Origin of the sequence: Kosakonia oryziphila (genome assembly GCF_900094795.1) — a bacterium.
GTDB lineage: Bacteria > Pseudomonadota > Gammaproteobacteria > Enterobacterales > Enterobacteriaceae > Kosakonia > Kosakonia oryziphila.
This window is the reverse complement of sequence record NZ_FMBC01000005.1, coordinates 42,437-55,895: the sequence shown is the minus strand read 5'-3', so window position 1 is coordinate 55,895 and position 13,459 is coordinate 42,437. Positions and strand designations below refer to the sequence as shown.

The following is a 13,459-nucleotide window of genomic DNA, read 5'->3' as shown; positions in this document are numbered from 1 at the left end:
AACGTCGAGTGGGATAGATATTTGCATTAGGGGCAATATGGAGAGGAAAATAATGCCGGATGTTGCTCATCCGGCAAAATATTAGCGAAACAGCACCTGCGCCCAACGGGCAAGCCCGGCGGTAACAGAGCCAAAATCATCGCCTCCCGCAATCGGGATCCCCGGTAGCGTTTCTGCCAGCGCTTTTTTGATGATGGGGGAGCGGGCGCTACCGCCAGTCAGATAGATCACTTCCGGCGTTTCGTTGCTATTTTCCAGCGCCAGTTGCACCTGCTCAATAATGCGCTGTAGCGGTTGATTGAGCGCCACTTCCAGGGTGTCCTGGGTGATTGCGGTGGCAAGCTCGTCGCTGATAAATGGCAACGGTGCGGTGATATGCGCTTCTTCTGAGAGGGCTATTTTGCTCTCTTCGGCGCTGCGTACCAGCCGGTAGCTCAGGCGCTGCCGCCACACTTTCAGCAGCAGGGCGACTTTTTCTGCGTCGCGGGCGTCGCGCAGCAGATCGTTGAGCAGACGGCCATTAGCTGCGCTGTAAAATTCGGTTTGCGCCGGCACATCGTTGATCGCCACCGCGTTCCACCATGGCAGAATCGGCAGGGCGATGCCTTTTTCCGTCTGGCCGCCCATACCAAGCAGGGGCATCAGACTTTTAAACGCCAGTGCGATATCCAGATCGTTACCGCCAACACGGCAACCGCTATGGCCGAGGAGGCTGGCTGCGCGATCCTGTCTGGCGCGCCATTCTGGGCCCATTAGCAGAATGGAGCAGTCTGTTGTTCCACCGCCGATATCCACCACCAGTACGCGTTTCTCTTCGTTTAGCGTGGCTTCAAAATCGAGCCCAGCAGCTACTGGCTCGTACTGAAACACCACGTCGCGGAAACCGGCGCGTTTCGCTGCGCGCTCAAGGATCCCCTGTGCCTGGGCGTTGGCATCATCGCCGCCAAGTCCCTGGAAGTTGATCGGCCGACCAATGACCGCCTGGTTGATGCTTTCTGGCAGTTGCGTTTCAGCCTGTTGGCGAATATGTAGCATCATGGCGCAGACCAGATCCTCGAACAGGGCAATCTGCTGCGGTTTCAGACCGTTGGCGCCAAGGAAGGATTTCGGCGATTTAACGAAGTAAACCTCTTCAGGATCGCTCACATACTGACGCAGCGAGGCGAGGCCAAACTGCACGCTGGTGGCATTGACCTCTATATCTTCCTCACGGTTAAAGCTCACCGCCCGGCGCAGCAGGGCCTGGGTTTCGCTCCCCGTTGCCGGAACCTGATGGTGACGATAGAGCCATTCGCTGACGGCTTCGCGCGTCGGCGCGCAGAGCATAGATGGCAGCAGCGAACTGTTATTTTCCATGGTCAGCAGATGTGGCGCGCCATCGCGCATTACTGCAATTGAGCAGTTTGCTGTCCCGTAATCAAAACCTACAAACACGTTGTTATCCCCATGCCAGTGAAGAAGGGGGGCGACTTTAGCCGAATGCGGCCCGGGCGACAACCGGAATATGAAAGCAAGGCGGAAAATCCCGAGGCCGTTTATGCTGTTAGCAGCAAATGAGGAGCAACTATGTACGAACTGCGCTGGCAGCCGCCTTACGACTGGGCCTGGATGTTGGAATTTTTAGGCGATCGCGCCGTGGCGGGCGTTGAAGAGATTGATACAACACGCTATGTGCGTTCCTTTTCCTCAGGCCCGCATCGCGGGCTGATTATCGCCGAACCGGATGAGGCGAGCGCGACGCTGAAGGTCACGCTTAGCGAAGGTTTACAGCCGATTGCAGAATTGTGCCTGCAACGGATCCGCTGCTTGTTTGATCTCGACTGCAATCCGCAGGAAGTGACCACAGCTCTGGGTACGCTGGGCGCCGCGCGACCAGGGTTGCGCCTGCCGGGATGTGTTGATCCGTTTGAGCAGGGCGTGCGGGCGATTTTAGGCCAACTAGTCAGCGTGGCTATGGCGGCAAAGCTGACAGCAAAGGTCGCACAGCGTTATGGCGATACGCTGGATGAGCGCGGTTTTATCTGTTTTCCCACACCGCAGCAGCTCTCTGCGGCGCGTGCCGGGGATTTACAGACGCTCGGCATGCCGCGCAAACGCGCTGAATCGCTGTTATACCTGGCGCAGGCCGCTTGCGACGGTGTGCTGCCGCTGACGGCACCGCCAGATGTAGAGCAGGGGGTGAAAGCCTTGCAAACCTTCCCCGGTATCGGCCGCTGGACTGCCAGCTACTTTGCCTTGCGCGGCTGGCAGGCGAAAGATATTTTTCTACCCGACGATTATCTGATTAAGCAGCGCTTTGCCGGGATGACACCTGCGCAGACGCGGCGCTATGCTGAACGCTGGCAGCCGTGGCGTTCCTATGCGCTGTTGCATATCTGGTATACGGCAGGGTGGGCGCCCGAAGTGTGATGCCTGGTGGTATCAGTGCATTTGTCTGCCAGATAAGGCAACGCCGACATCAGGTAATTAAGTACCAGACTCACGCAGCATCATGCCTGTATGGCTACGTGTACGCTCCGTTTTCCCCGCGCAGGCCGCAGCCATTCGCTGGTCAGTTGATGGCGAAATAACTGATGTTCAGCATCAAATCCAGCGGCTGAGCCTGTGAAATAATGTCGCCATAAATCATATCGATGCCGATGCCGGAAAGGGTATCCATCATGAGCGGCAGATTGGTCGGCCCGGCGATGCTCTTCATGCCAAGGCGCTGGGCGTGGCCCTGAATAATGGTCACCATCATCTCGTCCATCAGATTACCGTGAACGTTGGTAACCAGTACCGGGTCGAGCATCAGGTAATCGGCCATGTTCGGGCCCAGATGGTTAAAGATATCCAGATCGTTCCCGATACGGCTGAGAATAATGCGGCAACCTGTCTGGCGCAGCCGCGCCAGATTGTCGAGAAGGATGCTGTCTTCACGCATCAGTGCATCAGCGTGCACCACAAGATGCAACAGCCGGGCGGATAGTGGGCCGCTTTCCAGCAGATTGAGCAGTTCATTCACCAGCGTTGTGCTGGAGAGCCCGGCCACGGAAAGCGGCAGGGCAATACCGAACCCTTTACCGGCAACAGCAGTGGCGTGGTTACTGAAAAACTCATGGAATATGCGGCGGTCGAGCGCGCGGAGCAGTTCTGGTTCGCTAAGGCCAGAACGGAAAGCGTCCTCTTCCATTATTTCGCCTTCGCTGGTCCACAAACGCAGCGAGAGTAGCCAGAAGTTGCAGGCCGCCGGCACGCGCGGCGACGCCACGCCGCGGGCAATCAGCAGCAGAGGGTTATCTTTGATCATATGCCACTGTTCATCCAGCGACATCATGCTGCGCTCATGCTGCATCTCGCCTTGCTGCGGTTCGTACACTGTTACGATCCCGCGCCCGCTATTTTTGGAGGAGTAGCAGGCGATATCCGCCTGCGACATCACTTCTGAAGCCTGACAGTTGGTTTCATCAATCAACGAAATTCCGGCGCTGGCGCCGATATGGTGCAAACGGCCTTCCCACATGAAGCGGTAGGCATTGATGGCTTCAACGATACGGCCAGAAATATAGCGCGCGCTCTCGACATTACAGTCGGGCAGCAGTAAACCGAACTCATCGCCGCCAAGGCGGGCAAGAATATCGGTCGACCGCAACATGCTGAGCATCAGCGACGCGATCTCGCGCAGCAGGGCGTCTCCCGCCGCGTGCCCGGCTGAATCGTTAACGGCTTTAAAGCGATCAAGATCGATAAACACCAACGCATGACGCTGGTGGAATTCCTGCACTGTTAGCAGCAGGCGTTTGAGATGGTTTTCAAAACTGACCCGGTTCGCCAGATTGGTCAGCGCATCATGCGAAGCGCTGTAACTTAGCTGCCGCAGCATTTTTCGGGATTCCGTTACATCCTGAATCACCAGTACCGAGCCGATATGTTGCCCATCCAGTGTGCTGAGCGGCGTTATGCTGTAGTGAATGTCGAAGTAGCCGCCGGTGCGGCAGTGCAGCACCACATCCTGTTCAATGGTCGAGCGAGACATATCACTGCTGTGAATGTTTTCCATCGCCGGGCCATTATCACCAAAAGTAATGCGCAGTACCGTCAGCAACGGCTGGCCGATAGCCTGTTCCTGCGCCCATCCGCTCATTTTCTCCGCCACCGGGTTCATAAAGGTGACGTTCATATCCACATCGGTACACAGCACCGCTTCGCCGATGGAGTCCAGGGTAATGTGCAGGCGTTCTTTTTCCTGAAATAGCGCGTCGTTCAGCTGCTTAACTTCCGTCATGTCCATATTGACGCCGAGCAGGCGTTCAACTTCGCCATGCTTATTCAGCACACGGTTTGCCAGCGTGCGAATATGGCGAATACCGCCTTTGACGCTAATGCGGAACTCCAGTTTGAAAGCCATGCGCGCCACCAGCGCGTTGCGGATAATGCGTTCGGTTTCCGGTCTGTCTTCCGGCAGCACGCGTTCGTACCACAATTGCCATGTCGGTTTCGTGTGGGGAGGCACTTCGTACATCTCGAACATGCGCTTGTCCCAACTGATAATGTCCGTCTCAAGCTCCCACTCCCAGATGCCAATCCCGCCCGCCTCGTTCGCCAGCGTGATGCGCTCCATCAGGCGTTTGTTGACCCATTCGGTCTGCTTTAGATCGTTAATGTCTTCAACCTGGACGATAAAGTAGAGCGGGGTGCCATCCGTGTGGTGAACAACGGAAACCGCTATCAGCGCCCATACCAGCTCACCGCTGCGCGTGTAATAGCGTTTTTCCATGGAGTAAGCAGAGATATCGCCGCGCACCAGTTGCTCAAGCTGTTCCAGATCGCTATTTAAATCTTCCGGGCAGGTGAGCTGCTGGAAGGTCATCTGCTGTAGCTCCTCCTGGCTGTAACCCAGAAACTGGCATAACGCTTTGTTGGTCTGTAACCACTGCCCTTCGGTGCCCACCAGCGCCATCCCGATGGCGGAATACTCCATCGCATTTCGAAAACGCTCTTCGCTTTCGATAATGTGTTTGCGCTCGGCGCGAAAGGCGTACATCACCATAGTCATGACGTTCACTGGCAGCAGGATCATCAGGAACGGCAGCCATTGCGCGTTTATCATCACGTTGTTTTTTGGCATGGTGGTAAGGGTGGGGTTATGCGCAATCATCAGCGAGACCATCATGATGGTAATCAGAAAGACGAGAAAGGCTTCAACCCGTGGCAGACGCACTGCGCTCCACATTAGCAGTACAATTACCGCAGTAAACGGCCACGGCAGGTAATGCAGCGCCAGCCAGCTTAATCCGAGTGTGACAGAGAGCGTTGCAAGCGTTTCCAGCAGTAGCTGCGGTTTACGGTGACGCAACAGGTAGTGCGGTTTAAACAGCAGACCGAGCGGCACCACTGCCAGTGCGCCGATAGATTCGGACAGCACCCAGATAAGAAAGGTACGCAGAGCATTGTCGGCAGACGTCAACAGACAGATCAGCACGCCGCCGATCAGCGGAGGGATCAGCGCGCTGCCGATCGCCAGACGCAGCCAGTCGCCGAGGTTTTGCAGCGGGTTATACCAGGGCAATAGTTTACGCAGCAGCACCGCGCCTATTGCGGCCTCAATAACATTGACGACGGGGTAACGTAGATCGATCTGGCTGGCCGATGAGAGCATTACCGTCGCCGCTATATTGCCCAGCACGCAGGCCAGCGCGATGCCCGGCCACATCCGCCCGGCGTGGCGGTAAAATCCCACCGTAATGATGGCGGTGGGAAACCAAAGCGGCGCGATAACAGTGCCGAAACGGATAAGCTCCAGTGAGAAGAGCGTAAAAATGAAAGAGAGCAGCCCTAAACTGACAAGCCGCAGCCCAGGATGTGGGGTGGTAACCAAAACGCGTTGGTGTTGTTTCTTCATTACCGCTTTATCCGCAACCCTGTGACGTCCGGAACCGCGTCCGGAGAGTAAAATTTGAATTTTGGATTATGCTAGTACAAACAATTTACAATTCCTATGCCGGGCACTCATAATTTGACACCATAATGTTATTAATTACTTAGTGAGTAATGAAAACGCATCAGCCGGGTTAGTTTTACGCGTTTTACGGTGTGACTGGTCAGCCAGAGGGGCAAAAGTGAGCGGCTTTTTGCCGCCCCTGTTCCCGCTAAGGATTCGGCTGGTATCACGCCAGTGAAATCCCTATAATTGCCGCGTTTGACGCTTTGGCGTCGTCCTTCCTTTACATCCAGGTTAATCAGGTCGCTAAATTTATGACTGATCAGTCTCATCAGTGCGTCATCATCGGTATCGCCGGCGCATCTGCTTCAGGTAAAAGTCTTATCGCCAGCACATTGTATCGTGAACTGCGCGAGCAGGTGGGTGATGAACACATTGGCGTTATTCCAGAAGATAGTTACTACAAAGATCAAAGCCATCTGTCTATGGAAGAGCGTGTAAAAACCAACTATGACCACCCCAGTGCGATGGATCATAGTCTGTTATTCCAGCATTTAGAGTCGCTCAAGCGCGGCGAATCCATTGAGTTACCGGTGTACAGCTATGTGGAACATACGCGTACCAAAGAAACTATCCGCATTGAAGCGAAAAAAGTGATTATCCTGGAAGGGATCCTGTTGTTGACTGATTCACGCCTGCGCGATGCGATGAATTTCTCCATTTTCGTTGATACGCCGCTGGATATCTGCCTGATGCGCCGTATCAAGCGCGACGTTAACGAGCGAGGCCGTTCAATGGACTCGGTGATGGCGCAATATCAAAAAACTGTGCGTCCGATGTTCCTGCAATTTATTGAACCCTCAAAGCAATATGCCGATATCATCGTGCCGCGTGGAGGTAAAAACCGCATCGCCATTGATATCCTGAAAGCCAAAATCAGCCAGTTTTTTGAATAATACATGTTAGTCTATGGCACTGAGTGTTAAGAGCCTATCCCAGCAGGCGTAATTGTTGCCGGTGGTTTGGACACGGACCGCGCGGAAAAACCGGAGCGTACACGTAGTACGTGAGGATTTTGAGCACTGCCCAGGGCCAAACCAGCAAATAAAATAGCCTAATGAGATAGGTTCTAAGTCCGGCCCCTGATCTTCTCAGGGGCGTGCCGCACTATTAAGGAGAATGCGCCATGCGTCTTTGTGACCGCGATATTGAAGCCTGGCTGGATGACGGTCGGCTTGCTATTAACCCGCGTCCGCCGGTAGAACGGATTAACGGGGCGACGGTGGATGTCCGCCTTGGCAATAAATTCCGCACTTTCAGCGGACATACGGCGGCGTTTATCGATCTCAGCGGCCCTAAGCATGAAGTCAGCGCGGCGCTTGACCGGGTAATGAGCGACGAGATTGTGCTCGATGAAGGCGAGGCGTTTTTCCTGCATCCGGGCGAGCTGGCGCTGGCAGTGACCTATGAATCTGTTACATTGCCTGCCGATCTGGTCGGCTGGCTGGACGGGCGCTCTTCACTGGCGCGTCTGGGATTGATGGTACACGTGACCGCGCATCGTATCGATCCCGGCTGGTCAGGCTGTATCGTGCTGGAGTTCTATAATTCAGGCAAGCTGCCGCTGGCGCTGCGCCCGGGCATGCTGATTGGCGCCCTGAGCTTTGAGCCGCTCTCCGGGCCGGCCGATCGTCCTTATAACCGACGTGAAGATGCGAAGTATCGCGATCAGCAAGGCGCGGTCGCCAGCCGCATTGATAAAGACTGACTGATCTCCATTGAGGATGTGATGAGAAGAGCGTTAACAACACTGATGATTTTGTTGGTCGTGCTGGTTGCTGGCCTTTCGGCATTAGTGTTATTGGTCAATCCGAACGATTTTCGCGCTTACATGGTGCGCCAGGTGGAGGCGAGGAGCGGCTATCAGCTACAGCTTGATGGTCCGTTGCGCTGGCACGTCTGGCCGCAGCTTAGCATCCTCTCTGGCCGCGTCACGTTGACGGCCCCCGGCGCGGAAATGCCGGTGGTGAAAGCCGATAATATGCGTCTTGATGTCAGCCTGTGGCCGTTGCTGTCGCACCAGTTACAGGTGAGACAAGTGATGCTGAAGGGTGCGGTGATCCAGCTTATTCCGCAAAGTGAAGCGGCACCGGAAAAAAATGCGCCGGTGGCACCGCATGGCAACTCACTTCCGCTGGTGGAACCGGATCACGGCTGGTCATGGGATATTGCCCGTTTACAGGTTGCCGATAGCCTGTTGGTTTTCCAGCGCGCTAATGATGAACCGGTGACGGTACGCGATATTCGTCTGCAAATGGAGCAGGGGGCGCAATATCAGGCGACGCTGGATTTCTCGGGGCGGATTAACCGCAATCAGCGCGACCTGACGCTTTCATTCAGCGCGAAAGTGGATGCTCGTGATTATCCGCGTAATCTCAGCGCCGCTATCGATAAATTGCAGTGGCAGCTTCAGGGTGGCGATACGCTGCCGAAGGGTATTAGCGGCGCGGGCCAACTGCAAGCACAGTGGCAAGCCGCGACGCAGCGGCTGACGTTGAATGATGTCAGCCTCAGTGCAAATGACAGTGCCGTTACCGGCAAGGGAAGCGTAACATTTGGTACGCAGCCAGTCTGGGCGCTCGATATGCAGTTCGATAATCTCAATCTGGATAACTTGCTGCCGCCGGAAGTCACGCTGAGCGGCGACGGCGTGACGCCACAGGGGCAGGAACAAAACCGCCTGCCGCGCCCGGTTATTTCCAGTGGGGCAGATATGCCGCGGTACAACGCACTGCGCGGTTTCACGGCGCAAATCGGCATCACGGCGAAAAACGTGCGCTGGCGTGGTATGCAGTTTGTCGATGTCAGCGGCCAGTTCAACAATAATGCCGGTTTGCTGGCTATCCCGACGTTGCAGGGCAAAATGGGGAGCGGGCAAATCTCATTGCCCGGTACGCTGGATGTGCGTGGCAGGCAGGCTCATGCTGAATTCCAGCCGCGGCTGGAGGGCGTTGAGATTGGCAACATTCTCAAAGCGTTTAACTACCCGATTGCGCTGACCGGCAGCCTGACAATGGCGGGCGATTTCAGCGGTCCGGATATCAATGCAGAGTCTTTTCGCCGAAACTGGCAGGGAGATGCGCACATCGATCTGAAAAACAGCCGTGCGGAAGGGCTTAACTTCCAGCAACTGGTACAACAGGCGGTGGAGCGCAGCAGCGACGTGCAGGCGAAAGATAATTTCGACAACGCCACCCGGCTGGATAATTTTAGCTCAGAGCTGTCACTGGATAACGGGTTGATGACTTTCAGCGATATGCAGGGCAGCTCCGCGCTGTTGGCACTCTCCGGGGAAGGTGAGATGGATCTGGTGCAGAAGCAGGCAGATATGCGCTTCAGTGTCCGGGTGCTGGAAGGTTGGGAAGGTGATAGTGCGCTGATCGATTTCCTGAAAGCGACGCCGATCCCCCTGCGCGTTTACGGTAAATGGCAGACTCTTAATTACAGCTTGCAAGTGGATCAGGTGTTGCGTAAACATTTGCAGGACGAAGCTAAACGTCGTCTCAATGACTGGGCTGAGCGTAATAAAGATTCGCAAAACAGCAAGGATCTGAAAAAGCTGCTTGAGAAGATGTAACTATCCGGCCAGTTTGGCCGGATAAGCAACGGCGCTGTCGGGCTATAAAATGCCTTCCCGCGCCAGATGTTGCAGCAGCATAATGGTTTTGCCATCCGCGATATCGCCCGTACGGATTGCCGCCAGTGCGCTGGCAAAATCCATCTCAACCACTTCAATATCCTCTCCCTCTTCGATCACGCCGCCGCCGTTTCCGGTGCGTTTGCTGTCATCATATTCAGCAATAACAAAGTGCAGTTTCTCGCTGACAGAGCCGGGGCTCATCCACGCCGCGAATACTTTCTGCACTTGTTCCAGCCGATAGCCGGTCTCTTCTTCTGCTTCGTGACGAATGCGCTCTTCAGGCTCAAGCTCGTTCAGCAGGGCAGGTTGTTATGATTGATGGCGGTACGACAACCTCTGAACTGATTCCTTATTTCCCGCAAGAGATTGCTGGTCCCATTTAACCACCGTGGATTGACGGTGGTTAAAGCATAGCCATTTATACTTCGTAGTCAGGATCTTCGTCACGCGTCAACGGGATGAGCTGCACTTTATGCACGCGGTGGCTCTCAACTTCCAGCGTTTTCAGCAGAACATCGCCCACCTGTACCTCTTCGCCAGGTTTGGGGATCCGTTGCAGGTACTCCATCAGCAGGCCAGCAATGGTGTGGTAGTCGCGCTTCTCATCCAGCGGCAGCGTGATGTACTGCACCAGATCCTCCAGCGGCATATGGCCATTGGCCGTCCAACTGCCATCGCTGTTTTTCTGGATATCGTGGCGGGCATCGATCTCTTCCACTTCATTCGGCAGATTCCCGGCGATGGTTTCCATCACGTCGCTGAGAGTGACAATACCTTCCACCGATCCAAATTCATCGACCACGAAAGCGAAGTGGGTGCGGGCATTACGAAACTGCTCCAGCGCCTGCAACAAAGGCAGTGTTTCCGGAAACACCAGCGGCTGGCGGATCAGCACCTTCAGATCCAGCGGTTCACCGCGCAGGGATTGTTGCAGCAGATCGAGCACATGGACGACGCCGAGCAAATCCTCTTCAGCATCGCCACCCGTAACCACCACGCGCGTATGTTGGTTTTTATCCAACAGAGCGCGGATCTCTGGTTCGGGCGCGCTGAGATCGATATGTTCAATATCGTGGCGCGACGTCATGATGCTGCTAACCGAGCGCTGATTGAGGTTCAACACCCGCTCAATCATGCGCCGCTCCTGCAAATTAAAGATCTGGCTGTCGTCGCTGTTGCGCAACATTGAGGCGGTATCGGCATCCAGTTCAGCATCCTCTTTCCGCCCGCTGAGCAGGCGCATCACCGTCTCTGTTGTACGCTGACGTAGTGTCTGGTTGGCGAAAAGGAAACGGCGGCGATTAAAGATAGCCAACTGGTTCAGCGCTTCTATCATCACCGAGAAACCAATTGCGGCGTACAGATAGCCCTTCGGTATATGGAAACCAAAACCATCGGCTACCAGGCTAAAACCAATCATCAGCAGGAAACTGAGACAGAGAATAACAATCGTTGGGTGGCTGTTAACAAAGCGTGTCAGGGATTTGCTGGCCAGCAGCATCAGGGTAATGGCTATCACCACGGCGGCCATCATGACGGCCAGGTGGTCAACCATGCCAACGGCAGTGATCACCGAGTCGAGCGAGAAGACTGCATCCAGCACCACGATCTGGGCGACCACGGCCCCGAACTTCGCACCACGCCGCTGTGTTGGATTGTCGCTGTCTTTGCCTTCAAGGCGCTCATTAAGTTCCACCGTCGCTTTAAACAGCAGAAACAGGCCACCGAGCAGCATAATCAGATCGCGCGCGCTGAAGCTTAAACCGCGCACTGTAAATAAAGGAGTGGTGAGTGTTACCAGCCAGGAGATTGAGGCCAGCAAAAGCAACCGCATCAACATCGCCAGCAACAGCCCGGTAACACGGGCGCGATCACGCTGCGCCGTTGGCAATTTCTCCGCAAGAATCGCAATAAACACCAGGTTATCAATACCGAGTACCAGCTCGATCACTACCAGCGTGACCAGCCCGGCCCAGATTGATGGATCGGCAATCCATTCCATCGTAAACGTAATACCTTCTGTGATATGACAATTGTCACCGTACGATCATGGATAAAGCTGGATAAAATTGCAATGCCAGCTTGCGATTATTCTTAATTTATTGGATGTGTGCAATATGTATAAATTCAATTCCCTTATTGTTACTGTGATTAATTATAAGGAAAAAATTAGCAAATTAGGATATTCCGCATAAGTAAATCCACATATAAAAATTGTCAATATCCGGTTAATCTTAAAATTCGAAAAGTTTGTTCTTAAACTTATTCTTAAAAAGAAGTTTATCAGGGCTGGTGCCTTGCCTGCTATTCGCTTAGCTGCAACAATTCTTCCTGCATCACTCAAATATACTAACGATGTTATTTTCGTCATCGTTATTCGTTACAAGTTCGATTCCTGCCGTCTTTTTTCTGGTCTGCGGTCCATTGCAACCTTAAGGCCTGTAAGGGATAACTATCAATGAGTTAGAGATGTCCAGTGAATTGGTAACTGAAAGCCAGGGGCGGTAGCGTGCCTGTGGGTATGTCAATCAGCCTGGATTATTCTGTAATCGCATGTGGTTGAATAAACGCTTTTTAGGATTGATGCCAGTTATATTCTTTCGTAATTAACTGCATTCTGATTCTGTGTTCAGCTTGAGCGCTTATATAAATCGCACAGGATAATTACTCTGCCAAAGTGATAATTAATCAATGATGAAATCTCAAATGAAATTGATGCCATTATTGGTGTCCATAAGCTTGATGAGTGGCTGCACTGTTTTCCCCGGTAGCAATATGACTACGATGGGAAAGGATGTGATTAAACAGCAGGATGCAGACTTTGATTTAGACCGCATGGTGAATGTTTATCCTTTAACACCGCGTCTGATTGAACAATTGCGCCCGCGCGTTAATGTTGCTCAGCCAAATATGTCGCTCGACAACGAAATTGCGGCTTACCAGTATCGTGTAGGGCCAGGGGATGTATTGAATGTCACCGTCTGGGATCACCCGGAATTAACCACGCCAGCGGGTCAATATCGTAGTTCCAGCGACACAGGCAACTGGGTGCAGCCTGATGGCACCATGTTTTATCCCTATGTCGGAAAAGTGCGGGTGGTGGGGAAAACCCTCGCCGAGATCCGCAGTGATATTACCAGCCGTTTAGCGACGTACATTGCTGACCCGCAGGTGGACGTTAATATCGCCGCATTCCGCTCACAAAAAGCCTATATCTCCGGCCAGGTGATCAAGTCCGGCCAGCAGGCGATCACCAACGTACCGCTTACCGTGCTGGACGCTATCAATGCTGCGGGAGGGCTGACCGACAACGCCGACTGGCGCAACGTAGTATTGACGCACGAGGGAAAAGAACAGCGCATTTCGCTTCAGGCATTGATGCAGAATGGCGACCTCAGCCAGAACCGCCTGCTTTATCCGGGCGATATCCTCTTTGTACCGCGTAATGACGATCTGAAAGTGTTCGTGATGGGCGAAGTGAAAAAACAGAGCACGCTCAAAATGGACTTCAGCGGCATGACGCTGACGGAAGCGCTTGGCCAGGCCGAAGGTATCGATCTGACGAGTTCCAACGCCAGTGGCATCTTCGTTATCCGTCCGTTGAAAGGCGGCGATGGTGGTCAAAGTGGCAAAATTGCCAATATTTACCAGCTTGATATGTCTGACGCCACGGCGCTGGTGATGGCGACGAATTTCCGCCTCCAGCCGTATGACGTGGTGTACGTCACGACTGCGCCGGTGGCGCGCTGGAATCGTCTTATCAACCAGTTGCTGCCGACAATCAGTGGCGTTCGCTACATGACCAACACAGCTACTGACATTCAAAGCTTGAAATGACT

The 13,459-nt window shown here is 54.0% G+C and carries 8 protein-coding genes and 1 pseudogene; 5 read left to right on the top strand and 4 right to left on the bottom strand.

Features of this window, described 5'->3' with window-relative positions:
- Window positions 1–81: 81 nt before the first annotated feature.
- Window positions 82–1,434 carry a molecular chaperone gene (yegD, locus tag GA0061070_RS03790; protein WP_090133781.1) on the bottom strand — a complete coding sequence of 451 codons (1,353 nt, stop codon included), beginning with the start codon at window positions 1,432–1,434 and terminating at the stop codon, window positions 82–84.
- Window positions 1,435–1,566: 132 nt separating this feature from the next.
- Between yegD and alkA the strand changes: the two genes are divergently transcribed.
- Window positions 1,567–2,409 carry a DNA-3-methyladenine glycosylase 2 gene (gene alkA, locus GA0061070_RS03780; RefSeq protein WP_090133776.1) on the top strand — a complete coding sequence of 281 codons (843 nt, stop codon included), beginning with the start codon at window positions 1,567–1,569 and terminating at the stop codon, window positions 2,407–2,409.
- Window positions 2,410–2,551: 142 nt separating this feature from the next.
- Here the strand turns inward: alkA and GA0061070_RS03775 are convergent, their stop codons facing one another.
- Window positions 2,552–5,881, bottom strand: coding sequence for a diguanylate cyclase (locus GA0061070_RS03775; RefSeq protein WP_090133774.1), 3,330 nt, complete (start codon window positions 5,879–5,881; stop codon window positions 2,552–2,554).
- Window positions 5,882–6,234: 353 nt separating this feature from the next.
- On the opposite strand from GA0061070_RS03775, the gene udk reads away from it, so the two are divergent.
- From udk to asmA, 3 genes are all read left to right on the top strand, one after another.
- On the top strand, window positions 6,235–6,876 hold the full coding sequence (udk, locus tag GA0061070_RS03770) for a uridine kinase (protein WP_090133772.1): 642 nt from the start codon (window positions 6,235–6,237) through the stop codon (window positions 6,874–6,876).
- Window positions 6,877–7,106: 230 nt separating this feature from the next.
- Window positions 7,107–7,688 carry a dCTP deaminase gene (gene dcd, locus GA0061070_RS03760; RefSeq protein WP_090133769.1) on the top strand — a complete coding sequence of 194 codons (582 nt, stop codon included), beginning with the start codon at window positions 7,107–7,109 and terminating at the stop codon, window positions 7,686–7,688.
- 21 nt (window positions 7,689–7,709) lie between these two features.
- Window positions 7,710–9,557, top strand: coding sequence for an outer membrane assembly protein AsmA (asmA, locus tag GA0061070_RS03755; protein ID WP_090133767.1), 1,848 nt, complete (start codon window positions 7,710–7,712; stop codon window positions 9,555–9,557).
- A 42-nt stretch (window positions 9,558–9,599) separates the two neighbouring features.
- Here the strand turns inward: asmA and GA0061070_RS03750 are convergent.
- Together GA0061070_RS03750 and GA0061070_RS03745 are read right to left on the bottom strand one after the other, a co-directional pair.
- A pseudogene (locus GA0061070_RS03750) lies at window positions 9,600–9,920 on the bottom strand (NUDIX hydrolase); the annotation flags it as partial.
- Window positions 9,921–10,038: 118 nt separating this feature from the next.
- Window positions 10,039–11,622 (bottom strand): TerC family protein, encoded by a 1,584-nt coding sequence (locus tag GA0061070_RS03745; protein ID WP_090133765.1) that lies wholly within the window; start codon window positions 11,620–11,622, stop codon window positions 10,039–10,041.
- 689 nt (window positions 11,623–12,311) lie between these two features.
- Here GA0061070_RS03745 and GA0061070_RS03740 point away from each other — a divergent pair.
- Window positions 12,312–13,457 carry a polysaccharide export protein gene (locus tag GA0061070_RS03740; protein ID WP_090133764.1) on the top strand — a complete coding sequence of 382 codons (1,146 nt, stop codon included), beginning with the start codon at window positions 12,312–12,314 and terminating at the stop codon, window positions 13,455–13,457.
- Window positions 13,458–13,459: the final 2 nt, after the last annotated feature.

What these genes read in the sequence shown, in the direction of transcription:
- GA0061070_RS03775 (WP_090133774.1), bottom strand. Translation starts at nt 5,881, where the DNA reads ATGAAGAAACAACACCAACGCGTTTTGGTTACCACCCCACATCCTGGG.
- alkA (WP_090133776.1), top strand. Translation starts at nt 1,567, where the DNA reads ATGTACGAACTGCGCTGGCAGCCGCCTTACGACTGGGCCTGGATGTTG.
- GA0061070_RS03745 (WP_090133765.1), bottom strand. Translation starts at nt 11,622, where the DNA reads ATGGAATGGATTGCCGATCCATCAATCTGGGCCGGGCTGGTCACGCTG.
- udk (WP_090133772.1), top strand. Translation starts at nt 6,235, where the DNA reads ATGACTGATCAGTCTCATCAGTGCGTCATCATCGGTATCGCCGGCGCA.
- dcd (WP_090133769.1), top strand. Translation starts at nt 7,107, where the DNA reads ATGCGTCTTTGTGACCGCGATATTGAAGCCTGGCTGGATGACGGTCGG.
- GA0061070_RS03740 (WP_090133764.1), top strand. Translation starts at nt 12,312, where the DNA reads ATGATGAAATCTCAAATGAAATTGATGCCATTATTGGTGTCCATAAGC.
- asmA (WP_090133767.1), top strand. Translation starts at nt 7,710, where the DNA reads ATGAGAAGAGCGTTAACAACACTGATGATTTTGTTGGTCGTGCTGGTT.